This window comes from Niveispirillum sp. FG156 (genome assembly GCF_057809555.1).
Window position 1 is genome coordinate 1 of the sequence record NZ_JBMDKE010000059.1, and the last position, 23,622, is coordinate 23,622.

The 23,622-nt window shown below is 65.5% G+C and carries 23 protein-coding genes; 8 read left to right on the forward strand and 15 right to left on the reverse strand.

Features of this window, described 5'->3' with window-relative positions:
• Positions 1 to 1,738 (forward strand): tetratricopeptide repeat protein (locus ACODSP_RS26380; protein ID WP_488968497.1); only part of this gene is annotated, 1,738 nt, incomplete at its 5' end.
• Here ACODSP_RS26380 and ACODSP_RS26385 read toward each other — a convergent pair.
• The 10 genes from ACODSP_RS26385 to ACODSP_RS26430 all read right to left on the reverse strand — a co-directional run bounded on the left by ACODSP_RS26385 (position 1,719) and on the right by ACODSP_RS26430 (position 11,622).
• A complete protein-coding gene (locus ACODSP_RS26385; RefSeq protein WP_488968498.1) occupies positions 1,719 to 2,348 on the reverse strand; it encodes a TIGR02466 family protein in 630 nt (209 codons plus the stop codon). The genes ACODSP_RS26380 and ACODSP_RS26385 overlap by 20 nt on opposite strands.
• 178 nt (positions 2,349 to 2,526) lie before the next feature.
• On the reverse strand, positions 2,527 to 2,946 hold the full coding sequence (locus ACODSP_RS26390) for a c-type cytochrome (RefSeq protein ID WP_488968499.1): 420 nt from the start codon (positions 2,944 to 2,946) through the stop codon (positions 2,527 to 2,529).
• Between the two features lie 130 nt (positions 2,947 to 3,076).
• A complete protein-coding gene (locus ACODSP_RS26395) occupies positions 3,077 to 4,720 on the reverse strand; it encodes an OFA family MFS transporter (RefSeq protein WP_488968500.1) in 1,644 nt (547 codons plus the stop codon).
• 258 nt (positions 4,721 to 4,978) lie between these two features.
• Positions 4,979 to 5,188: a formate dehydrogenase subunit delta gene (locus ACODSP_RS26400; protein WP_488968501.1), complete on the reverse strand. Its 210-nt coding sequence runs from the start codon at positions 5,186 to 5,188 to the stop codon at positions 4,979 to 4,981.
• Entirely contained in the window at positions 5,178 to 5,999 is an 822-nt protein-coding gene (fdhD, locus tag ACODSP_RS26405; protein ID WP_488968502.1) for a formate dehydrogenase accessory sulfurtransferase FdhD, read from the reverse strand. The genes ACODSP_RS26400 and fdhD overlap by 11 nt, the downstream gene beginning before the upstream one ends.
• Complete coding sequence (fdhF, locus tag ACODSP_RS26410) at positions 5,996 to 8,863, reverse strand: formate dehydrogenase subunit alpha (protein ID WP_488968503.1); 2,868 nt, start codon at positions 8,861 to 8,863, stop codon at positions 5,996 to 5,998. Before fdhF ends, fdhD begins: the two co-directional genes overlap by 4 nt.
• A gap of 73 nt (positions 8,864 to 8,936) precedes the next feature.
• Positions 8,937 to 9,302 carry a DUF5615 family PIN-like protein gene (locus ACODSP_RS26415; protein ID WP_488968504.1) on the reverse strand — a complete coding sequence of 122 codons (366 nt, stop codon included), beginning with the start codon at positions 9,300 to 9,302 and terminating at the stop codon, positions 8,937 to 8,939.
• Positions 9,299 to 9,529, reverse strand: a complete 231-nt coding sequence (locus ACODSP_RS26420; protein ID WP_488968505.1) for a DUF433 domain-containing protein — start codon at positions 9,527 to 9,529, stop codon at positions 9,299 to 9,301. Before ACODSP_RS26420 ends, ACODSP_RS26415 begins: the two co-directional genes overlap by 4 nt.
• A 75-nt stretch (positions 9,530 to 9,604) precedes the next feature.
• Positions 9,605 to 11,149, reverse strand: coding sequence for a formate dehydrogenase beta subunit (locus ACODSP_RS26425; protein WP_488968506.1), 1,545 nt, complete (start codon positions 11,147 to 11,149; stop codon positions 9,605 to 9,607).
• Positions 11,146 to 11,622, reverse strand: coding sequence for a formate dehydrogenase subunit gamma (locus ACODSP_RS26430; RefSeq protein ID WP_488968507.1), 477 nt, complete (start codon positions 11,620 to 11,622; stop codon positions 11,146 to 11,148). The genes ACODSP_RS26425 and ACODSP_RS26430 overlap by 4 nt, the downstream gene beginning before the upstream one ends.
• Before the next feature lie 240 nt (positions 11,623 to 11,862).
• On the opposite strand from ACODSP_RS26430, the gene hisC reads away from it, so the two are divergent.
• Positions 11,863 to 12,924 (forward strand): histidinol-phosphate transaminase, encoded by a 1,062-nt coding sequence (hisC, locus tag ACODSP_RS26435; RefSeq protein ID WP_488968508.1) that lies wholly within the window; start codon positions 11,863 to 11,865, stop codon positions 12,922 to 12,924.
• Between the two features lie 170 nt (positions 12,925 to 13,094).
• On the opposite strand, the gene ACODSP_RS26440 is transcribed toward hisC, so the two are convergent.
• The 4 genes from ACODSP_RS26440 to pepN all read right to left on the reverse strand — a co-directional run bounded on the left by ACODSP_RS26440 (position 13,095) and on the right by pepN (position 19,073).
• Positions 13,095 to 13,988: a LysR family transcriptional regulator gene (locus tag ACODSP_RS26440; RefSeq protein ID WP_488968509.1), complete on the reverse strand. Its 894-nt coding sequence runs from the start codon at positions 13,986 to 13,988 to the stop codon at positions 13,095 to 13,097.
• Positions 13,985 to 15,577, reverse strand: coding sequence for a hypothetical protein (locus ACODSP_RS26445; RefSeq protein ID WP_488968510.1), 1,593 nt, complete (start codon positions 15,575 to 15,577; stop codon positions 13,985 to 13,987). Before ACODSP_RS26445 ends, ACODSP_RS26440 begins: the two co-directional genes overlap by 4 nt.
• Positions 15,567 to 16,346, reverse strand: coding sequence for a M48 family metallopeptidase (locus ACODSP_RS26450; protein ID WP_488968511.1), 780 nt, complete (start codon positions 16,344 to 16,346; stop codon positions 15,567 to 15,569). The genes ACODSP_RS26445 and ACODSP_RS26450 overlap by 11 nt, the downstream gene beginning before the upstream one ends.
• Before the next feature lie 75 nt (positions 16,347 to 16,421).
• The gene (pepN, locus tag ACODSP_RS26455) at positions 16,422 to 19,073 is read right to left on the reverse strand and encodes an aminopeptidase N (protein ID WP_488968512.1); all 2,652 of its coding nucleotides are present in this window, start codon (positions 19,071 to 19,073) and stop codon (positions 16,422 to 16,424) included.
• 173 nt (positions 19,074 to 19,246) lie between these two features.
• Between pepN and ACODSP_RS26460 the strand changes: the two genes are divergently transcribed.
• Genes ACODSP_RS26460 through ACODSP_RS26485 form a run of 6 tightly spaced genes read left to right on the forward strand, consistent with a single transcriptional unit; the run spans position 19,247 to position 22,986 of the window.
• A complete protein-coding gene (locus tag ACODSP_RS26460; protein WP_444733927.1) occupies positions 19,247 to 19,810 on the forward strand; it encodes a hypothetical protein in 564 nt (187 codons plus the stop codon).
• Positions 19,807 to 20,376, forward strand: a complete 570-nt coding sequence (locus ACODSP_RS26465; RefSeq protein ID WP_488968513.1) for a hypothetical protein — start codon at positions 19,807 to 19,809, stop codon at positions 20,374 to 20,376. The genes ACODSP_RS26460 and ACODSP_RS26465 overlap by 4 nt, the downstream gene beginning before the upstream one ends.
• Positions 20,373 to 21,101 (forward strand): ATP-binding protein, encoded by a 729-nt coding sequence (locus ACODSP_RS26470; RefSeq protein ID WP_488968514.1) that lies wholly within the window; start codon positions 20,373 to 20,375, stop codon positions 21,099 to 21,101. Before ACODSP_RS26465 ends, ACODSP_RS26470 begins: the two co-directional genes overlap by 4 nt.
• Positions 21,102 to 21,136: 35 nt before the next feature.
• On the forward strand, positions 21,137 to 21,646 hold the full coding sequence (locus ACODSP_RS26475; protein ID WP_488968515.1) for a macro domain-containing protein: 510 nt from the start codon (positions 21,137 to 21,139) through the stop codon (positions 21,644 to 21,646).
• A gap of 26 nt (positions 21,647 to 21,672) precedes the next feature.
• Positions 21,673 to 22,353 carry an SDR family oxidoreductase gene (locus ACODSP_RS26480; protein WP_488968516.1) on the forward strand — a complete coding sequence of 227 codons (681 nt, stop codon included), beginning with the start codon at positions 21,673 to 21,675 and terminating at the stop codon, positions 22,351 to 22,353.
• A gap of 24 nt (positions 22,354 to 22,377) precedes the next feature.
• Positions 22,378 to 22,986 carry a 2-hydroxychromene-2-carboxylate isomerase gene (locus tag ACODSP_RS26485; RefSeq protein ID WP_488968517.1) on the forward strand — a complete coding sequence of 203 codons (609 nt, stop codon included), beginning with the start codon at positions 22,378 to 22,380 and terminating at the stop codon, positions 22,984 to 22,986.
• Positions 22,987 to 23,009: 23 nt separating this feature from the next.
• On the opposite strand, the gene ACODSP_RS26490 is transcribed toward ACODSP_RS26485, so the two are convergent.
• Positions 23,010 to 23,573, reverse strand: coding sequence for a cysteine hydrolase family protein (locus ACODSP_RS26490; RefSeq protein ID WP_488968518.1), 564 nt, complete (start codon positions 23,571 to 23,573; stop codon positions 23,010 to 23,012).
• Positions 23,574 to 23,622 lie beyond the last annotated feature (49 nt).

Here is a 23,622-nt window from a genome sequence, read left to right on the forward strand (position 1 = left end):
ACGGCGCACGAGCGCCGGGCCGCCAGTCGGCGGCCTCCAATCCACCGAAGGTCAAGCCTTCGGCGAATTGGTATTGTTGCCCGGCGATGGCCCGGATGATGATCCGTCAAGCTGGCTGGAGCGCGGTATCGAACGGCAGAAGACGGGTGATCCCGCCGGTGCCATGCCATTCTACCGTGCCGTCATCGCGCGGGATGGGGAAGCGCCGGTGGCCCTGCACCTGCTGGGTCTGGCCCTGCAGCAGACGGGCCGTCCGGCGGATGGCTTGCCCTTCATGCGGCGCGCCGTGGTGGCGGCGGCGGATTACAATGCGGCCTGGGTCAATCTGGGCAATCTTTACCAGACCCTGGATCAACCGGCAGAGGCGGAAGGGGCCTATCGCAAGGCGCTGGCCCTGCGTCCCCTTGATCCCGGCACCTGGACCAACCTGGGCAATGCCCTGCGCGCGCTGGGCCGGCTGGAGGATGCGGTCAAGGCGCATGGCCGCGCCATCGGCATGGATAAGGGGTCGGCCATTGCCCATGGCAATCTGGCGGCGGTGCTGAAGGACCTGGACCGGCTGGACGCGGCGGAGGGCGAATATCGGCTGGCCCTGAACCTGGGCGGGGCCGATACGCATCTGCATGCCGGGCTGGGCGACGTGCTGCGCCAGCGGGGGCAACTGGCTCCGGCGCGGGCGGCGTTGCAGGAGGCGCTGTGCCTTGACCCCAGCAATGGCGAGGCCTGGAACAATCTGGGCCGGGTGGCGGAGATGGCGGGCGATCCCGCCGCCGCCCGCCGTGACTATGACCAAGCATTGGCCGCCATGCCGGGCCTGCCCACCGCGCTTTATAACCGTGGCCTTCTGGACCTGACCGAGGGGGCGCTGGAGGCCGGGTGGAAGGGCTATGCCATGCGGTTCCGGGGGACGCAGACCATCCGTGGCCGCCAAGTCTTTCTGCCTGTCTGGGACGGGTCCGACATTGCGGGCCGTCGGCTGCTGGTCTGGGGCGAACAGGGGCTGGGCGATCAGTTGATGTTCGCGGCACTGTACCCGGCCTTGGCCGCCCGTTGCGGCCATCTGGTCATCGAGGGGGACCGGCGGCTGACGGGTCTGCTGGCCCGTGCCTTCCCCCTGGCCACTGTCCGGCCCGCAACGCCCGACCCGCGCGATGCCGATCTTGCGGTGGCGGCGGGGGATGTGGCGGGCCATCTCTGGTCCCATCTGGGCGATCTGTCACCCCATCCCTATCTGACGGCCCGGCCCGATCTGGTGGCGGTGTGGCGTGACCGGCTGGCGGCCTTGGGTCCGGAATTGAAGATCGGCATCTGCTGGCGGTCCGGCATGATGACGACGGAGCGCCGCCGTTCCTATGCCAGCCTGTCCGACTTTGCCCCGCTTGCCGCCATTCCCGGCGTGACCCTGATCGGGTTGCAACGCGGCCTGGAACCGGGGGAGGTGGAAGGGGCGGGCGTGCCCATCACCCGCTTTGACGATCTGGACCTCAATGATGACCTGGAAGGTCAGGCAGCGTTGATCACCGCGCTTGACCTTGTCATCACGGTGCCGACGGCGGTGGGAGAACTGGCGGGTGCGCTGGGCGTGCCTGTCTGGCGCCTGGGGCGGGCGGATTGGACCGGGCTGGGCACGGTGGTGCGCCCGTGGTTTCCCAGCATGCGGCGGCTGGACAGCCGGTCAGGCATGGCGGCGGCCCTGGCCAAGGCCGCGCGCCTGCTGATCAGCGCCAGGCGTAGTTGAAGCTGATCGAAATCCGCTCGCTCTCGGCCTGGTTCAACACCACCTCATGCCGCAGCCAGCTTTCCCACATCAGCAGGGTGCCGGCCTTGGGCGCCACCGGGATGCTGGGCAGCATGTCGCGCGCCGCCTTCGGCTTGCGCGGCGGGGCGGCCATCATCAGGGCCAGACGCGGATCTTCAAACCGGATGGAGGAGGCACCGTCGGGGATGTCGACGTAATAGGTGCCGCTGATCACGCTGTTGGGATGGATGTGGGACCCGTGGAAGCCGCCGGGGTCCAGGACATTGATCCACAGGCTGTCCAGTTCCAGCTTCTTGTCGCCCAATTGCCATTCCTGCACCTTGGCAAAGGCCTTGGCATGCCGGTCCAGATGCGATTTCAGCGCCTTCACCGCCGGGAAACGCCAGGGCAGATCATCCAGGGATGAATAGGAGGTATAGCCCGTATAGCCATTCTTGGCGGACCATTTCTGGCCGGCCACATCATCCTCTGCCGCCGACCGGCAGCAGGCGGCCAGTTCGTCATTCAACGCCGCTATCCCGTCCAGTTCGGCGCGGTAGAGGCGGGTTGCGAACAGGGTTTCGATCAGGGGGGCGTTGGCATCTGTCATGATGCCCCAAGGCTTACGGTGCGCCGCGGCGCCCGTCAATGGGCCACCGGATCGGGAACAGTCCCGATCCGATGGCTATCCATGCTCCCTCAAGCGCCGGGCGCTGCCTGCGGCAGCTTGGGCTTGCGCGCACATGTGTGCGCGGGCCGGCGGTCGCCGGCCTTCAAGGGGTAGGTCCTTACTTGGTCTTCAGGAAGGCGACGACGTCCTTGCGCTCCTGCTCGTTCGGCAGTTTGAACATCATCTTGGTGGCACCCACGATCTTGTCTGCCTTCCCCTTCTCGGTCAGGTAGTTCTTCAGAAAGGCCTGCGGGTCAGCCAGATAATTGATCAGGTGGGCTTCATCCCAGACCAGCCCGGCCTCGCCGGAATTATGGTTGAGATCGGAATACTTGTAGCCTTCCACCTTGCCGGCGGTGCGGCCCACAACGCCGTTCAGGATGGGGCCGACCAGGTTCTTGGCATCGGGGCCCACGCGATGGCAGGCCATGCACTTCTTGAACACGGCCTCGCCCTTGGCGGCGTCCTGCGCCATGGCGGTGCCGGCGGACAGCATGGCGACGCCCGTCAGGGCAAAAGCGGCAAACAGGGACTTCATCGTGATACTCCCTCGGGGGCTTTGACGCCGGAAAAGTGGCGCTGACCACATCACATACGGCGTGGAAGCTTTGGGTCAAGCTGCCAAAAGGTCCCAGCCGAATGGATGTGGTCATAATCGCGCCATCTGCCTATCCGAACAGCTTCACCACGCTTTGCAGCGTCTGATAGACGCCAAACGCGATGGGGATGCCGACGGCCAGCCAGGCCAGCAGCACCTTGGCATCCAGGCCGCCGCTGCCCACATCGCTGCGGTTGGCGCTGGCTGTGACGGCTGTGGGGGCCGCATCCTCATCCTTCATGAACCATTTGCGGTCCACGGGCGTGATCAGGGCATTGGCGATGAAGCCCAGGACCAGGAAGCCGGCCAGGATATACATCGTATAATCATAGACCTGGGCACGCGGCACGCCTGCCGCGATCTGCGCCTCGCGGATATAATTCACGACGACGGGACCCAGGATGCCGGCGGTGGACCAGGCGGTCAGCAGACGGCCATGGATGGCGCCCACGAACTTCGTCCCGAACATGTCGGCAAGATAGGCCGGAACGGTGGCAAAGCCGCCGCCATACATGGACAGGATGATGCCGAAGGCGACCACAAAGCCGATCTTCGATCCCATATGGGCCAGCGACGGGGCCGAGGCATAGAGCACGATACCCAGGGCGAAGAAGGTGAAATAGGTCATCTTCCGGCCCATCTTGTCCGACAGCGAGGCCCAGAAGAACCGGCCCACGATGTTGAACAGCGACAGCAGGCCCGTGAAGCCGGCGGCCACACCCGCGATCATCTTCTTCTGATCGGGGTTCAGGTCGGAGAAGCCCAGTTCCGGCTGTCCGAACAGGGCGCCGCCGAAAATTTCCTGCAACATGGGCGAGGCCATGCCCAGCACGCCGATGCCGGCGGAGACATTGAGGCAGAGGACAGCCCAGATCAGCCAGAACTGTTTGGTCTTGTGCGCGTCCTTCACATGGACATTGCCCTGCGCGATCATCGGCTTGGCACTGGCCGCGGGCGGGGTCCAGCCGGCGGGGACCCAGCCCTGCGGCGGGATGCGGTAGCCGAAGGCGCCGGCCATCATGAACACGAAATAGATCACAGCCAGGACCACGAAGGTTTCCCAGACACCCACCGATGTTTCCGTCTTGAAGCCGTTCATCAGCATGTTGGCCAGCGGCGAGCCGATCATGGCCCCACCACCAAAGCCCATGATGGCCATGCCGGTGGCCATGCCGCGCCGGTCGGGGAACCATTTCACCAGGGTGGAGACGGGCGAGATATAGCCCAGGCCCAGGCCGATACCACCGATCACGCCCGACCCCAACCACATCAGCCAGAGCTGGTGGGTGTAGATGCCGATCGCCGAGATCAGCAGGCCGCCGCACCAGCAGCATGCGGCGACAAACCCGGCCTTGCGCGGGCCTTCACGTTCCAGCCAGCCGCCCCAGATGGCCGCACTGGACCCCAGCAGGACGAAGAACAGGGTGTACATCCAGCCCAGATCCGCGACCTTCCAGTCGCACGCAGTGGTGAACAGGGCGTTCATCAGCCCGGCATCGGCGGGGCAAGCCACCGGTGCAGTAATGCCGATCGACTGGCTGAGGGGCAGCCAGAACACGCTGAAACCATAGGCCATGCCGATGCAGAGATGGATGGCCAATGCCGCCGGCGGCACCAGCCAGCGGTTGAAGCCCGCATGCGCGATGATGCGTTCCCGGTCAAGAAGGCCGGGCTGTCCAAAGCCCTGCCCCTGGGTTTGATCTGCCGCTACCATGCCCTTGTTTCCTCCTGTTCGTTCGCCCCTGTAAGGCGGAATTTGGATGGACGCGTTTGGTGCCGGTGCTTCTTGATGGCGCCGGTCTGGTTGTTTTTGTTCTTCTTCGTCATCCCGGCGAAAGCCGGGACCCAGGGGCCAAGTGTTCCACCTGTCAGCAGCTTCGATCCAAGCAGCCTGAAGGTTTGATCTTTTTGCCCTGGGTCCCGGCTTTCGCCGGGATGACGAAGCAACGGCTATGAGGTGGACGATAACCGCCTATGCTTTGCGCAAACTCTCCAATGCCTGGATGACGATGGGGTTCAACCCCTCGCCGCCGTTATCGAGATGGTCGAGGATTCCGGCCCGCATGCGCGGGTCCCAGAAGCTTTTGATATGGTCGGCCACACCCTTCACCCCGCCCGGCCCCTGGCTGGCGAAGAAGGCGCCGATCTGGTTGGCCATCATGACCAGCTTGTCAGGCGACACGGGTCTGCTCCTGCTCTGTCTGAATGCGGTGGGGGTGGCTGAAAATCTCAAACCCGTCGGCGCGGGCCACGGCCACCAGCGTCATGCCCGCCTCATCAGCCAGCTTCACGGCCAGCGTGGAGGGGGCGGAGACGGCGGCCAGGATGGGGGCACCGGCCATCGCCGCCTTCTGCACCAGTTCCACCGACACGCGGCTGGTCATCAGAATGGCACCCTGCGTCGTGTCGATGCCGGTGCGGGCAAGCGCGCCGATCAGCTTGTCCAGCGCATTGTGGCGGCCCACATCTTCGCGCACGGTGACGCTGCCATCGGGGGCCAGGAAGGCGGCGGCGTGGGCGGCGCGGGTCAGGCGGCCCAATGCCTGCTGTTGCGACATCGCATCGAACGCGGTTGCAAGGGCCAGCGGTGTCAGCGGGCGGCCAGCGCCCACGGGACGGGCCGGCTTCACCGCCTCCCCCAGGCTTTCCACCCCGCACAGGCCGCAGCCGGCGGGACCGGTCAGGCGGCGGCGGCGGGTGGTCAGGGCGGTACGGGAACGTTTGGAGAGCCAGAGGCGGACCACCCAGCCCAGGTCGGTTTCGACCAGTTCCAGATCGTCCACCTCATCCGGGCTGTCGATGATGCCTTCGGTCAGGCTGAACCCGATGGCGAAATCCGTCAGATCGGCGGGGCTGGCCATCATCACGGCATAGGTGGCGCCGTCATGCACGATGGCCACGGGCACCTCGTCGGCCACCATGCGGGTGCCGTCCCGCAGAGTGCCGTCGTGCCAGGCCAGCCGCCGAAGGGGTTTCGCCGCAGGCTGGTTCATTCGGCGGCCTCAACCGCTTGGCCCTCAATCCGGCGGGATTGTCTGGCCTGGGCCTCATAGTCCTGCTGCCACTGGGTCGGGCCGTTGGAATGGCCGACCTGGACGGCGGTCACCTTATATTCCGGGCAGTTGGTGGCCCAATCGGAATAGTCGGTGGTGATGACGTTGGCCTGCGTATCCGGGTGGTGGAAGGTGGTGTAGACCACGCCGGGGGCCACCCGGTCGGTGATCAGGGCGCGCAGACTGGTCTCCCCCGCCCGGCTTTGCAGTTTCACCCAATCGCCATCGCGGATACCCCGGTTTTCCGCGTCATGCGGATGGATTTCCAGGCGGTCCTCCTCATGCCAGACGACATTGGCGGTGCGGCGGGTCTGGGCGCCGACATTATACTGCGACAGGATGCGGCCCGTGGTCAGCAAGAGCGGGAAGCGGGCGCCGGTGCGTTCCTCCGTCGGGATATATTCGGTAATCACGAACTTGCCCCGACCGCGCACGAACCCGTCAATATGCATGACGGGCGTGCCGGTCGGTGCCTTGTCGTTGCAGGGCCACTGGATGGAGCCCATTTCTTCAAGGCGTTGATAGGACACGCCTTTGAAGCTGGGCGTGACACGCGCGATCTCGTCCATGATCTGGCTGGGATGGGCGTAATCCATCGTGAAGCCCATGGCGCGGGCCAGCAGCATGGTCACTTCCCAATCGGCATAGCCATTCTTGGGCGCCATTACGCGGCGCACCCGCTGTATGCGGCGTTCGGCATTGGTGAAGGTGCCGTCCTTTTCCAGAAAGGTGCAGCCCGGCAGGAAGACATGGGCGTAATTGGCCGTTTCGTTCAGGAACAGGTCCTGCACGATGACGCATTCCATGGCGGCTAGACCGGCGGCGACATGGTGGGTGTTGGGATCGGACTGAAGAATGTCCTCGCCCTGCACATAAAGCCCCTTGAAGGTGCCATCGACGGCGGCGTCCAGCATGTTGGGAATGCGCAGGCCCGGTTCGCCGGAGAGCGGCACGCCCCACAGTTCCTCAAACATCTGCCTTGTGGCATCGTCAGAGACATGGCGGTAACCGGTGAATTCATGCGGGAAGGAGCCCATGTCGCAGGCGCCCTGGACATTGTTCTGCCCGCGCAGCGGGTTAACACCCACGCCGGGCCGCCCGATATTGCCTGTGGCCATGGCCAAGTTGGCGATGGCCATCACGGTGGTGGTACCCTGGGAATGTTCGGTTACGCCCAGCCCGTAATAGATGGCACCGTTGCCGCCGGTCGCGAACAGGCGGGCGGCGTGGCGGATGGCGTCGGGCTCCACGCCCGCCATCGGCCCCACCACTTCCGGGCTGTTGCGGGGTTCGGAGACGAAGGCGGCCCATTCCTGGAACTCCGCCCAGTCGCAACGCTCGCGCACAAACGCCTCATCCACCAGCCCTTCGGTGACGATGACATGGGCCAGTGCCGTGACGATGGCGACATTGGTGCCGGGCAGCAGGGGCAGGTGGACCTCTGCCTTGATATGGGCGGACTTCACCAGATCGATGCGGCGCGGATCGATGACGATCAGCTTCGCCCCCTGCCGCAATCGCTTTTTCAAACGCGACGCAAAGACCGGGTGGCCGTCGGTCGGGTTGGCGCCGATGACGATGACGATATCGGTCTGTTCGACGCTGTCGAAATCCTGGGTACCGGCAGACGTGCCGAAGGTGGTTTTCAGGCCATAGCCGGTGGGGGAATGGCAGACGCGGGCACAGGTATCGACATTGTTGGTGCCGAACCCGGCGCGGATCAGTTTCTGCACCAGGAAGGTTTCTTCGTTGGTGCAGCGGGACGAGGTGATGCCGCCGATACTATCCTTGCCATACTTGGCCTGGATGGCTTTCAGGCGGTTGGCGGTGAAGCCGATAGCCTCTTCCCAGCCGACCTCCCGCCAGGGCTGGTCAATGCTGTCGCGAATCATGGGCGACAGGATGCGTTCCTTGTGCGTGGCATAACCCCAGGCGAAACGCCCCTTCACGCAGGAATGGCCCCGGTTGGCCTTGCCATCCTTGTAGGGGACCATGCGCACCAGTTCGTCGCCGCGCATTTCCGCCTTGAAGGCGCAGCCGACGCCGCAATAGGCGCAGGTGGTGACGACGGAATGTTCAGGCTGCCCGATCTCGATGACCGACTTTTCCTGCAAGGTGGCGGTGGGGCAGGCCTGGACACAGGCGCCGCAGGACACGCAATCACTGTCCAGGAAGGCGTCATGCTGGCCGGGTGACACGCGACTGTCGAAACCACGCCCCTCGATGGTCAGGGCGAAAGTGCCCTGCACCTCCTCACACGCCCGCACGCAGCGGGAACAGACGATGCATTTGGCGGGGTCGTAGGTGAAATAGGGGTTGCTCTCATCCTTGGGCAGGGCGAGCGGGCTGTCGGGCTTGAAATGGTTGGCCCCGTCCATGCCATAGCGCACCTCCCGCAGGCCCACGGCCCCGGCCATGTCCTGCAATTCGCAGTCGCCGTTCGCCGCACAGGTCAGGCAGTCCAGCGGGTGGTCGGAGATGTAAAGCTCCATCACCCCCTTGCGCAGCTGCTTCAGGCGTTGGGTCTGGGTCTTTACATTCAGGCCGGGGGCCACGGGCGTGGTGCAGGAAGCGGGCGTGCCGGGCCGCCCCTCAATCTCCACCAGACACAGGCGACAGGACCCGAAAGCATCCACCATGTCGGTGGCACAGAGTTTGGGGATTTTCGTCCCCATCTCCATCGCCGCCCGCATGATGGATGTCCCCTCCGGCACGGTGACCGGCTGCCCGTCGATGGTGAGGGTGACCAGCTTTTCAGCGCGCGAAGCGGGGGTGCCGAAATCGGTTTCGTGGATGAGGGTCATGGTGCCCGCTCCTGACGCAGGGGGGAGGCCGTGGGCATGCCAACGTAGCCCGGAAAGTTTAAAGGGGTGGGGCTCAGCCCAGAGGCAACAGCCGCAGACGGGATCGTTTGGGATCGACTGTCAACAAGGCACCAGCAGCCAGATCGTTCGCGACCTGCAACAGGGCAGTGACCAGAATGGACGCCATGGCTTCTGGTGTGATCTCGTCGCTTCGAATTTGCACGACGCTGGGTCGTGTACCCTTCGTTGCCGCCAGAATGGCGCTGAAATCCAGATCGTGGGTCAGCACGATCATGTTGTTCATCGCGGCATAGTCCATGATTTGACGGTCTGGCGCGTAAGGCGAACCGACATTTATCCAATGTACCGCTGATATCCCGGCGGCCGCCAAGGCATCCACCCAGCGCGGTGACAGGTTCATATCGATCAGCAGCCTCATGCGGAGGCCAGAACGATCTCTCGCTCTTCTGCGCGCCATGCCGCGTACCGGAGTGCCTGAAGGATGTCTTCGCGTTCCAGATAGGGGTAGTCGGCCAGAAGTTCGTCAATACCGCGCCCGGTGCCGACCTGTGCGACCAGCATCCCGACGGTGACGCGCAAGCCACGGATACAGGGCTTGCCACCCATGATGCCGGGGTCCTGGGTAATGCGGTCAAGCTGGGGCATGGTGTTCCCTTTCGCGCACTGGCGATGGTGGCATCATAGCCGGAAATGGCGGTATGTCCAACCATCCCCACCCCCTCACTCCGCCGCCACAGGCAATTGCCCGCGCCGGAAATCCTCGGGGAAATGGTGAAGGGCGCTTAAGACCGGGTAGGGGGTGAAGCCGCCCAGGGCGCACAGCGAGCCGAATTTCATGGTCTGGCAGAGGTCTTCGACCAAGGCGATGTTGGCCTCTACCTCCACCCCGGCGCGGATACGGTCGATCACTTCCGTGCCGCGGGTGGAGCCGATGCGGCAGGGGGTGCATTTGCCGCAGCTTTCGATGGCGCAGAATTCCATGGCGAAGCGGGCCTGGGCCGACAAATCGACACTGTCATCAAAGACGACGATGCCGCCATGGCCGATCAGGCCGCCGCGCGCGGTGAAGGCTTCATAGTCATAAGCCGTATCGAACAGGCCGGGCGGGAAATAGGCGCCCAGGGGGCCGCCGCACTGCACCGCCTTCACGGGACGGCCCGTCAGGGTGCCGCCGCCGATATCGGTGATCAGTTCGCCCAGCGTGATGCCGAAGGCGGTTTCGAACAGGCCGCCGAATTTCACATTGCCGGCGATCTGGATTGGCATCGTGCCACGCGACCGTCCCATGCCGTAATCGGCATAGGCCTGCGCACCGTTGGCCAGGATGGTGGGGATGGTGGCCAGCGACAGCAGGTTGTTCACGACCGTGGGGCGACCGAACAGGCCCTTGATGGCGGGCAAGGGCGGCTTGGCCCGGACCACGCCGCGCTTGCCCTCCAGGCTTTCCAGCAGGGCGGTTTCTTCGCCGCAGACATAGGCACCGGCACCCACGCGCAGTTCGATGTCGAAACCGATATCGCTGCCCAGCACCGACGGCCCCAGCAGCCCCGCCTGACGCGCCACATCCAGGGCGCTGGTGAAGGTGCGGTTGGCGTGGGGATATTCAGACCGCGAATAGACATAGCCCTTGGTGGCCCCGACCGCGAAGCCGGCGATTACCATGCCCTCGATCAGGGCCAGGGGGTCGCCCTCCATCATCATCCGGTCGGCGAAGGTGCCGCTGTCGCCCTCATCCGCGTTACAGACGATGTAGCGGCGGTCGGCGGGTGCTGCCGCCACCGTGCGCCATTTGATGCCGGTGGGAAAACCGGCGCCGCCGCGCCCGCGCAGGCCCGACCGCACCACCTCTTCCACCGTCTCAACGGGACCCAGCGACAGGGCGCGTTCCAGGCCCTTGAACCCGCCATGGGTGCGGTAATCCGCCGCCGACAGCGGATCGATGATGCCGCAGCGGGCGAAGGTCAGACGGTTCTGCCGTGCCAGCCAGGGGATGTGTTCGGTCAGGCCCAGACAGAGCGGATGGGCCGCACCCGACAGCATGCCGGCGGCCAGCAGGCCCGGCACATCGGTGGGGTCAACGGGACCATAGGCGACACGGCCGGCAGGGGTTTCCACCTCCACCAGCGGTTCCAGCCAGAACAGGCCGCGTGAGCCGGTGCGGATGATGGTGACGCCGTCGCCGGCCTGTGCCGCGATGGCCCTTGCCACCGCATCGGCACCCACGGCCAGGGCCGCCACATCCTGGGGAATGAAAATCCGGGTCATGACCAGCGCACCCCCTCCACCGCCGCCGCCAGTTTTGCCCCATCCAGGCGGCCCAGCGGGTCACCATCGATCAGGGCGGCGGGCGCGCAGGCACAAAGGCCCAGGCAATAGACGGCTTCCACCGTGACAGTGCCATCCGCCGTGGTTTCGCCCCAGCCGATGCCCAGCCGTTCCAGCAGCGCCGTCGCCGTCTTTTCCGATCCCAGCGACTGACATGCCTCTGCCCGGCAGAGCTTGATGACGTGGCGGCCCGCCGGTTCGTGGCGGAAATCATGGTAGAAGGTGACAACACCGTGGATTTCGGCGCGCGACAGGTTCAACGCATCGGCCAGCAGGGGCACGGCATCGTCGGGAATATGGCCAAACGCCTCCTGCAACGCATGCAGGATCGGAAGGGTCGGACCCTCCAGATGCAAATGCCGATCAATGATATCGGCGGCGTGGCGCGCGTCCCAAGGCAATGGGGGGGTCATTGGGAACTCCAGCGGGCAATCACGCATGCAGGTTTTGCCCAAACGACCCCATGATCAATGGGATTGTTTTGTTGAGCGATTGCACATCCTGATCAAACCGTTCGCACGCGCAATATGTTGGCCGGGCCGGATACCGCCGATATGCATGGTAGGGCTGGCATTTCGCCATGGGCGGCGGGCCTGCGAAGACCATATCTTCATGCCGTCACCCCTTTCCGACACGCGAGCCAGGTTACTGGAATGAGCCGTTTCTGGAGTCCCATCGTCCACACCCTCAGCCCCTATGTGGCGGGGGAACAGCCCCAGATTTCGGGGCTGGTGAAGCTGAACACCAATGAAAGCCCCTATGGCCCGTCGCCGCATGCCGTCGCCGCCATCCATGCGGCCAATGGTGATGCGCTGCGCCTTTATCCCGAACCCACGGGCATCCATCTGCGCAAGGCGGTGGCACAGACCTATGGGCTGGATGCGGGCGAGGTGTTCGTTGGCAATGGTTCGGACGAGGTGCTGGCCCATGTGTTCCAGGGGCTGCTGAACCATGACCTGCCGCTGTTGTTCCCGGATATCACGTACAGCTTCTACCCCACCTATTGCCGGCTCTATGGCATCAAGTCGGTGCTGGTGCCGCTGGATGCGGGGTTCGAGATCCGGCTGGAGGATTACCGGCAGCCGTGCGGCGCCATCATCCTGGCCAACCCCAATGCGCCGACGGGCATCGCTAAGCCGCTGGACTGGATCGAGGCGCTGGTCGCCGAACATCCCGATCAGGTGGTGGTGATCGACGAGGCCTATGTCGATTTCGGGGCCGAGACGGCGATCCCGCTAGTGAAGAAATATCCCAACCTGCTGGTGGTCCATACGCTGTCCAAGTCGCGCGGGCTGGCCGGGTTGCGTGTTGGTTTCGCTGTGGGGCAGCGGCATCTGATCGATGCGCTGGAGCGGGTGAAGGACAGTTTCAATTCTTACCCGCTGGACCGGCTGGCCCAGGCCGGTGCCCTGGCCGCATGGCAGGACCGGGAATGGTTTGAACGCCACCGCGACATGATCATCGCCACCCGCGAACGACTGACGGATGCGTTGAACGGGCTGGGGTTTGAGGTGCTGCCGTCTGCGGCGAACTTCGTCTTTGCTCGCCATCCGGGGCATCAGGGCGGGGAACTGGCGGCGGCCCTGCGCGCCAAGGCCATTCTGGTCCGGCATTTCGCCAAGCCCCGGATCAGCGACTTCCTGCGCATCAGCATCGGGACGGATGGCGAGACGGACAAGTTGCTGACGGCGCTGGGCGAGATTTTAGGGCGTTGAGCCTTTATCTCTACCGTTGAGCCCTCACCCTCCCAAACGCTGGCGCGTTTGGGCCCCTCCCTCTCCCACGTTCGTGGGCGAGGGGTGGAACTTTGCCCCTCGCCCGCTTGCGGGAGAGGGAGGGGCCCGTTGGCGTCAGCCAAGGGGAGGGTGAGGGAGCGACCTTCGCGCTATACCCCCTGCATGTGCGACAATTTCCGGGCCGCCGCGATCATGGCGGTGGCCATGGGGGAATGGGGTTCGCGGTTCATCATCACCAGCCCGATCGTATGTTCGATCACGGGATCGATCAGCGGGATGGCGGCCAGTTCCGCCGGCAGGCCCAACGCCTCCATCAGCACCGTCGGCATGATGCTGGTCCAGCGGCCCGTGCGGACATGGGCGGCCAGGGCCGTCATGGAATTGCTTTCCACCGCCACCTCCGCCTTCACCCCCACCTGATGCAGGGCGCGGTCAATGATGCGGCGATTCTGCATGTCGGGCGACAACAGGCAGAGCGGCACCCCCTGCAGCTCCGCCCAGCGCACCTCTGTGCGGCCCGAAAACCGGCTGTCGGGACCGGTGATCAGGTGATACCGCTCCCGGTAGAGCGGGATCTGGATGAAATTGCCGACCGGTTCATTGTCCAGATAGGTCAGGCCGGCATCGATGGCCAGATTTTCCACCTGTTCGATGATCTTCTGGGAGTTCGACGCCAGGATCAGGAAATCCACGCCTGGATGCTTGTCGATGACCGCGATGGTCAGTTTCGGCACCATGGCCAGGGCCGTGGGCACGGCGGCCAGCCGGAAGTGACCGCAGACGGTCTTGCGCAGCGCCTCGATATCCTGCCGCATGGATCGCCAGTCGCCGACCAGCCGGCGCGACCATTCCAGCAGCCGTTCTCCCTCTGCCGTGAAACCCTGAAACCGCGATCCGCGCACCACCAGGGGCACGCCCAGCATGTCCTCCAGATGTTTCACGCCGGCGGAAAGCGTGGGCTGCGACACGCCGGCCTCTTCCGCTGCGCGCCCGAAATGGCGGGCACGGGCCAGCGCCAGGAACAGTTCCAGCTTGTCGATCACGGCCCTGCCTCCCCCGCCTTTTCATGCATGTCGGCATGGATCGGCGGGCTTGGCAAGGGCACGGGGCCGAAGCGGGACAGCAGTTCGGGGAAAACCTCCCACATCGGCAGGGGTCTGGCATCGGCGGCGGGCAGCAGGCCGGGGGTCAGGTCCAATCCGGCCAGACGATCCAGCAGGCTGGCATCGCGGGACAGGATATGGATCGGTACGCGATCGCCCTGACCGCTGGAAATCCAATCCAGGGCCGGATGGTCACCCAGGATGATGATCAGGGCGTCTTCCGGCACCTCCTGCATCACCCAGTCCCCCAGTGCACGCAGGCTGTAATCCAGAGAACGGCCATAGGCGGCGGCCATGTCGGTATAGTCGGCGGTCAGGTCGTCGCCGGCATAGGCCGACCCGTCGATCAGGCCCTGGCTGTAGGGCTTCCAGTTGGGAAGGGGGCTCCAGGGTGCGTGGCTGCTGGTCAGCACGATTTCCAGATAGAGCGGGCGGGGACCGGACCAGTCCGGCGACAGGCTGGCCAGCATCGCCTGATCCGGCAGGGGCGACCAGCCATAGGAAGGGCCGGCATAGGCGAAGCTGGGGCGGTTCATGACCTTGTCGAAGCCCCAGGCCGGCCCCTCCAGCCAGGGCAGGGTCAGGCCCGGCATCGCCGCCTGGGTGCGCCAGCCGGCGCGGTTCAGCGCACAGACAAGACCGCAGCGTCCGGCGGTCAGGACCATGCGCTGGGCCAGGGGCTGATCCTGGCGGATGCCGGCGCGCAAGGTGCCATGGGCCAGCCAGGAGCGTCCGCCGATCACCGGGCTTTCCACCAGACCGGAGCGGATATGGAAACCGGCCGCCGTCAGGGCCTGCTGCATCGCGCGCAGACGGTCACCCACCACGTCCGCCTGACACGGATCGGTCAGGGCCGACTGGCCGTAGGATTCCACCCAGGCCAGGATGAGGGGCAGGCCCCGCAGGGCGGCGAAGATCTGTTCATTGGGCAGGCCGGCGGCGGGGTCGTGGGCGAGCGCTTCGGCCATCCCGGCCTCCAGCTGTGCCGCCGCCTGCCAGCGCTTGCCCTGATCCCACAGGACACCGATGGGGCCGTGGGTCAGCGGCTGCATGGTCAGCAGGGTCAGCGGGGCGAGGATGGCAAGCGTCGGCAGGGCCGGCGGCGATGCGCGCAGCATCAGGCCCATCAGCCAGCGGCACAGGCAGAGCAGGCCGGCCAGGGCCACCAGCAAGGCCGCCCCCACCAGCAACCCGCCCGGCCCGCGCGCCAGCACATCCCACAAGGCCGGCACCAATGCTGGGTCAAAGGCCGGTTCGAACAGGCGGCCCGCCGTCAATATGCTGACCAGATCGGCCAGCCGCAGCAGCAGGATCAGCCAGCAGAAGATGGAAAGGCTCCAGATCGCGGCCTTGCCGGGCCGGCGGGGCCGCAGCAATGCTGCGGCGAACAAAACCGACAGTTCCAGCACGGGGCCGCGATGTTCGGGTGTCAGCATATCGCCCGGTATGGCGGGCAGGCCCAGCAGCAGCGACAGGGCCAGCAAGGCGGCCACCCCAATCAGTGCACTGCCGACGGACTTAAGCGCCATAGCGGTGCAGCCGGGCGCCGTTGGCGCGCAACCAGTCACGATGTTCGGTCACACCATCGGTCAGGCTGGCGCACAGCGCCCAGAAGCGCGCGGAATGGTTCATTTCACGCAAATGCGCCACCTCATGCGCCACGACATAGTCAAAGACCGGATCGGGCGCCATGACCAGCCGCCAGCAATAGGACAGCCGCCCGTCGGGGGAGCAACTGCCCCAGCGTGAACGGGTGTCGCGGACGGTAATGCCGGTGATGCGGGCGCCCAGGCGGGCGGCCTTTTCCTGTGACCGGGCGGCCAGCAGGCGGCGGGCCTCCGCCTTCAGGAAATCGGCCACGCGGCGGGGCACGAATTCCAGTTCCCCGCCCACGCGCAGCTCGCGTGTGCCGTCGGGCAGGGTCGCGGGCTGCGGCGTGCGGCGGCCCGTGGGGGCATGGCGGATGACATGGTCGATGCCCAGAATGGGCACGATGGCACCGGGGACGAAGGCCACCTTGTCCGGCACCGCCGACAGGCGCTGTTCCAGCCAGTCGCGGTGCCGGCCCACGAACAAATGCAGGTCCTTATCCGGTACCCGTGGGGGTGTGGAGATGCGCACAATGTTGCGCGCGGCATCCACCCGCATGGATAGACGCCGTGCCCGTGCCGATACCCGCACCTCCACCGGCACCGGCACGCCCTCCACTGCCATCAGGCGGGGCGGGGGCAGGGCCGGACGCACCCGCTTCTTCACGGGTGGTGCCTTGGGGGCCAGGATCTTGCGCAGAAAATTCAAGGCGGCCTCATCGCCATTCCGGTCCGGGGCACCGGCAACCCAACCCGTCTAAGGCTGGGTCGCCGGTGTCAATCGTCAACCCTCCAGGCTGCGCGCGATGATCTCATAGACATCGCGGGACAGGTCGGGCGTGTGGGCCACACGTTCCAGCGCCACTTTGGCCGCCGCCTGCCGTTCGCCATCATATTTGCGCCAGCGGGCGAAGGATTTGGCCATGCGGCTGGCGACCTGCGGGTTCAGCTTGTTCAGCGCGATCACCCGGTCGGCGAGGAATTCGTAGCCAGAGCCATCGGCAGCGTGGAAGGCCACGGCATTGCCGGTGAAACCGCCGATCAGGGAATAGACCTTGTTCGGGTTGCGGATGTTGAAGCCGGGATGGGACAGCAGGGCCGTGACATTGGCCAGCGTGTCGGGGCGCGACGAGGCGGCCTGGATCATGAACCACTTGTCCATGACCAAAGCCTCATCCTTCCATTTGGCGGCGAAGGCGGCCAGGGTGTCCGCCCGTTCCGGCATATCGCTGTCGGCGATCAGGGCCAGGGCCGTGATTACATCGGTCATGCCCGTGGCGGTGCGGTACTGCGCCAGGGCCAGCGCCTTGCCATCGGCATCGTCGGCGGCCAGCAGATAGGCGAGCGCGGCATTTTTCAGCGCGCGGCGGCCGATAGCGTCGGGATTGACGCTGAATTCGCCCTGTTCGGCATTGGCGCGGTAGGCCGACAGCAGGGCGTCGCGATGGGTGCGACCGATGGTGGCGCGGACCAGATTGCGGGCAGCATGGATGCCGTCCACATCAATCACCTCCATCAACTGCCCCAGATAATTCTCCGACGGCAGGGTCAGGGCCAGGGAAGCGAAGGCCGGGTCTTCGGATGCGCGGGACAGCGTGGCGCCCATGGCATCGATGAAGCCCTTGGGCACGGCCATGTCACGGCCCGCCGCCCGGTCGGCCACCAGACCCAGCAGCAGGCGCGAGGCCAGGGTCTGCCCCGCTTCCCAGCGATTGAACGGGTCGCTGTCATTCGCCATCAGGAAGGTCAGGTCGGCGTCGGAATAATCGAACGACAGCTTGATGGGTGCGGAGAAACCCCGGAACAGCGACGGGACGGGGGCCGCCGGCACGTCGGTGAAGGTGAAGCTCTGTTCCGCCGCATTCAGGGCCAGGACGCGGGTGCCGGTGGTGGTGCTGTCTTCACCGGCCAGTTTCAGGGCCTGATCCTTGCCATCCGGGCCGACCAGACCCAGGGAAACGGGGATCAGCATGGGCTGCTTCACCGGCTGCCCCGGCGTGGGGGCCAGGGTCTGGCGCAGGGTCAGGCGATAGGTGCGGCTGGCGGGGTCGTAAGCCCCCTCACCACTGACGCCCGGCGTGCCGGCCTGCGCGTACCAACGGCTGAACTGCTCCCAGTCGACGCCCGCATCCGGGTTGGCATCGCGCATGGCGGCCAGGAAATCGTCGGTGGTTACCGCCTGCCCGTCATGGCGGGCGAAATAGAGATCGATACCGCGCCGATACCCCGCCGCACCCAGCAGCGTATGGTACATGCGCAGAACCTCCGCCCCCTTTTCATAGACGGTGGGCGTGTAGAAATTGTTGATCTCGATATAGCTGTCGGGCCGGACGGGGTGGGCCGTGGGGCCGGCATCTTCGGCAAACTGCACCTGGCGCAGGCGGGTCACATCCTGGATGCGCTTTACAGGTGCGGAGTTCATGTCGGCGCTGAACTGCTGATCGCGGAAGACGGTCAGGCCTTCCTTCAGGCTCAACTGAAACCAGTCGCGGCAGGTGACACGGTTGCCGGTCCAGTTATGGAAATATTCATGTGCCACAACGGCTTCGATGCCTAAGAAATCGGTATCGGTGGCGGTGTCGGGGCGGGCCAGGATGTATTTGGTGTTGAAGACGTTGAGGGACTTGTTCTCCATCGCCCCCATGTTGAAATCGCCCACGGCGACGATGTTGAAAATATCCAGGTCATATTCCAGACCATAGACATCCTCGTCCCACTTCATGGACTTGATCAGGCTTTCCATGGCGTGGCCGCACTTGTCCTCGTTCCCCGGCTCCACATAGATGCGCAGGGTGACGTCGCGGCCCGAGCGGGTGCGGAACCGGTCCTCGATATGGACCAGATTGCCGGCGACCAGCGCGAACAGGTAGCAGGGCTTGGGCCAGGGGTCTTCCCACAGGGCCCAATGGCGACCGTCGCCAGCATCGCCCTGATCCACCAGATTGCCGTTGGACAGCAGCACGGGGTAGGCTTCCCGATCGCCCTCCACCCGCACCCGGTATCTGGCCATCACATCGGGCCGGTCCTGGAAATAGGTGATCTTGCGGAAGCCCTCGGCCTCGCACTGGGTGCAGTAATTGCCCGACGATTTGTACAGGCCTTCCAGGGCCGTGTTCTTTTCCGGGTGGATGCGGGTGACGATCTCGATCTCCACCTGATCGCCGGGCAGGTCGCGGATGGTCAGATGGTCGGGGGTAATCGCGTAGTCATCAAGGCTCAGCGGGTGGTTGCCGACCGTGACGGACACCAGTTCCAGTTCCTGCCCATCCAGGACCAGGGGGGCCCGGACCACATCCAGGTTGCGACGAAGGCCCAGGCGGGAGGTGACGAGCGTACCCCCATCGCGCAGATCGAACGACAGATCGACCGTTTCGATCCACCAGGCCGGTGCGGCGTAATCCTTCAACAGGATGGCCTTCGGCGAACCCTTGTCCATGACCAGCATCCCTAGATATCAGACGGTTTGGCGCGTCCATCCGCGCCCTGGCGGTCAGGATAGGACAATGGCAGGTGCGACAGGTGAAAAATTTCACTGTCGCGCGGCCCCCGTCTTCGTATCATCGGCGGCGACAAAGCGCCCCGGTCCATGGGGGCTGGTTTGGAGGCTGGATGTATCTGGAACTGTCGACGTCCGACGTGATCATCCTGTCTTCGGCTGCCGCCTGTCTTGTCGCCATCGTGCTGCTGGAGATGCTGCGGGTCGTCATCCCCGATGTTTATGAATGGGTGGCCGATCACGCGAAAGTGAAGCGGGAGACGCGCGAGGGGCAGGCCGCCCTGGAACGGCTGATGGCCGTCAACCGGGAGAACGCCGCGCAGCGCGACCGCCGCAGCGCCGAACGGTTCCGCATGAAGTCGCAGCTGGCCCGGCTGGAGATGACGCTGTCCGCCGTGGAGCGCGACCGGGTGGAGGTGTGGCACGAGCTGGGCCGGCAGGGCGTGGCCGACAGCCTGTACACCGCCCGCGTCGCCAACCGCATCCTGGCCGACCAGTCGGGCCGCGATTTCGACAGCGCCCCCAGCATCTGGCGCTACACCAACAATGTCCGTATCTGGGCGGCGGGGGAACGTCCCGCCCGCCAGATGCTGACTGCGGAGTTCTCGCCCGATTCGGGTTTTGCGGTGCAGGAACTGACCTTTGTCACCTCGGCGCGGAGCATGGACGGGCCATGATCGCGACCTGGATGAACCTGATCAGCCTGTTTGCGCTGGCACTGGCCGGGTCCGGTCTGGTGCTGGCGGGCCGCCGGCTGATGGCCGTGATCCGCGTGGTGGAACGCAAGCTGTCGCGCGCCGTCGATGAGAAGAACATGGTCGCCGCCGCCCTGCGCCACGCCAAGAAGGAGGATGCCGCCATCCGACAGGCGGTGGAGGATGCGGAACGCCATATCACGCAGATGCAGGGTGTCATCACCATGGCGGAAACCCGCATTGAGCGGCTGCGCGCGTCGCCCCGCCGCGTGGTTTCCATGTTGGATAGACAGTGGAACCGATTCGACCGGCTGTGGTGCGTAAAGGTCACCAATCCGTCGCTTGGCGGGGGGAGTGGCGGCGCCGGCGGCTGGGGGGATGGAAAGACACTGTACGGTTTCGCCCGATCGGGTGATGATCTTGTCAGACGGGTAGCGGCGGAATATGCGCCGGGCGACGGATTTCTGGTCGGGACGCCCATGGTCGTTGATCTGGCGGATGACGGAAGTGGGTCGAACGCGGTAGACCAGTCAAAGGGTGCTGGATGAAGGGCGGGGGAAAGATGGATTTCCAGGTGGCCGGTGAAACGCTGGACAAGGCCGAACGGACCCGGATCGCCGCCGAGCTGGGACTGCCCGTTGCCGATGCCGGTCCGCATGGCGAGGGCACGATCGTCCGGGTGATCGCCGAAGGGGCGGCCCCCGATCTGATCGCCGCGTTGCGGTCGGGCTGTGCCGCCATCGTGGAACAGGGGCCGCCGGGCACCCTGCCATCGGCCAAGCTGTCGGCGGCGCTGGCCGATGGACATCTGCTGGTCTCCCTGACCACGCGGCTGGCCTGGACGCTGGATACGGCGGCGCAGTTCTGTGAGGGGCTGCTGGTGCGTGGTCTGTTGCCGGCGGCGGTGCGCCATGATGCGGAACTGTCGCTGCATGAGGCGATCATCAATGCCGTCCTGCATGGCAATCTGGCCATGGGCGGGTCGCTGGTTGATGATCCCAGCCAGTTCGACGCCTTCTGTCAGCGGCTGACATCGACGCTGGCCGACCCGGACAAGGCGACGCGCCGCATCGACCTGTCGGCCTGGGCGGCGGATGGCAAGCTGCATATCCGCATCGCCGATCAGGGCGGCGGGTATGATCCCGACAGCATCCGCCCGCCCGTGAATGTGGAAGCCAAGTCTGGTCGTGGTCTGGAGATCATGCGCGTCATGTCGGCGGGCCTGACCGTCACCGATGGCGGGCGGACGGCTACGCTGGTCTTCATGGTCTGACGCGGCTGTCACAGGGCGCTGGTAGGGAGCAGGAATTGACCGAGTTGCGGGTTCACCAGGGCGATATCACGGCCCTGGATGTTGATGTCATTGTTAATGCGGCAGCCCCTGGCCTGGGTGGTGGCACCGGTGTGTCGCGCGCCATCCATGATGCGGCCGGCCCGGATTTGTTTGCCGCCGCCACCGCGCTGGACCCGGTGGGCCGCGGCGATGCCGGGATCACGCCGGGTTTCGCGCTGAAGGCGCGCTGGGTCGTGCATGCCGTCGGCCCTGTCTATGTCACCGGCAAGATGGGGGAGGACAAGGTCCTGGCCCGCTGTTACCGCCGTGCGCTGGAACTGTGTGTGGAGAAGGGGGGGCGGTCCATCGCGTTGCCGGCCATCTCCACCGGTGCTTATCGCTTTCCCAAGGCGCTGGCGGCGCAGGTTGCCGTGGCGACCGTGCGTGCCTTCGTCGCGGATCATCCCGATGCGCTGGATCAGGTCTTGTTTGTTGCCACGGGCGGGGACAACATTCAGGCATTAACGGCGGCGCTGACCGCCTGACCTGAAACCAGATGGGGAGGGGCGATATGCCCACTGTCGTCATTACCGGCGCCAATCGCGGTATCGGCCTTGAATTTGCCCGCCAATATGCCGCCGATGGCTGGAAAGTCATCGCCACCTGCCGCGATCTGTCCAGCCCCGGCGGGCTGGCCGATGTGGCGGGCGTGGAACTGTTCGCCCTGTCGGTTGATGACCCGGCCTCCATCAAGGCCTTTGCCGGCGCGCTGAACGGTCGCTCCGTTGATCTGCTGATCAACAATGCCGGCATCATGGGGCCGGATCTGGCCGCACAGTCCAAGGACGGTATTGATGCCGAGGGCTGGCTGGAGACACTGAAGGTCAATGGCCTGGCCCCGATCCTGGTGTCGCTTGCCCTGCGTCCGCTGCTGTCGGCGGGGGCGAAGGTGGCGACGGTGTCCAGCCAGCTGGGTTCCATCACCGAGACGGAAAGCGGGGGCATGTATGCCTATCGCGCGTCCAAGGCCGCCATCAACATGGGCAACCGCACCCTGGCCGCCGATTGGCGCGACGACGGCATCACCTGCATCGTGATGCATCCCGGCTGGGTGCAGACCGACATGGGCGGGCCGAAGGCACCCGTGACGCCGACCGACAGCGTGGCCGGCATGCGCCGCGTCATCGCGGCGGCGGGGCCGGGCGACAGCGGCGCCTTCTTCGCCTATGATGGGCGCCGTATCCCCTGGTGATAGCCAGGGTCGGGAGGTGCGGAGATGAGCGGCAATCCCATCGATTTCTATTTCGACTTCGCCTCCCCCTATGCCTATCTGGCCTCGGTCCGCGTCGATGCGCTGGCCGAACGCTGGGGCCGGGTGGTGCGGTGGCGGCCCATCCTGCTGGGGGCGGTGTTCAGGATCAGTGGCGGTATGCCCAACCTGAACAAGCCCTTGCAGGGCGACTATCTGCGCCACGACGTGCCCCGCTGCGCCCGGCTTTGGGGCGTGCCGCTGCATCAGCCCTTGCCGGCGCCGTTCCCGTCACTGGCGGCGTCGCGCGCCTTCTACTGGCTGGATCAGGTCGGTGGGGAACACAGCCCGGCGGCCCTGGCCCGCGCCCTGTTCCATGCCCATTGGGCGGAGGGGCGCGACATGGCCATGCCCGAAAATGTGCTGGATGTGGCCGCCAGTCTGGGCCTTGACCGGGATGCGGTGGAGGCCGGGATCGCGGAGCCGGCGGTGAAGGAACGGTTGCGGGTGGAGACGGAGACGGCGATCAGCCGGGGCGTGTTCGGCGCGCCGTTCTTCTTCGTCGATGGGGAACCGTTCTGGGGTGCCGATCGAATGGACCAGATCGAGGAGTGGATGCGCCGGGGCGGGTGGTAGGCCGCCCGCCCAGGGATTGCTGATTACAGCGCCTCTGCCGCGTTCTTCACCGTCACCTTGTTCTGCGCCGTGCCGAACCAGCCCAGGACGGTGTTGTGGTGGTCGATGATCTGTTCGAAGGTCAGGTCGCCCATGTCGCAGGTCGTGTGGCCATCACCGACCAGCGTGACATCGAAACCGTGGGCGATGGCGCTGCGCACCGAAGTGTCGATGCAGAACGGCGTCATGCAGCCGCCGATGATGACATGGCGAATGCCGCCATCCAGCAGTGCCTGCTTCAGGCCCGTATCCAGGAAACTGTCGCAGGTGGTCTTGTGCACCACCAGCTCGCCCGGCTGCGGCGTCAGTTCGCGGCGGATTTCCCAGCCCGGCGTGCCCTTGGCCAGACGGTGATCGTCGTCGGCGTCATGCTGCACATGGATCAGGGTGGCGCCGGCGGTCCGGGCGCGTGTCTGCAGGTCGGCCAGCCGGGCGACGACCCCGTCCAGGGCCTTGGCGGCGGCGACATTACGCGGCCCGTCGCCGGCGGGCAGGATGCCTTCCTGCACATCGATGACGATCAGGGCGGTTTCGTTCGCGGTGGGCATCTTCATGCTCCCTGTTTGGCGGGTCAGACAGGGGTAAGGGAGATTTGTT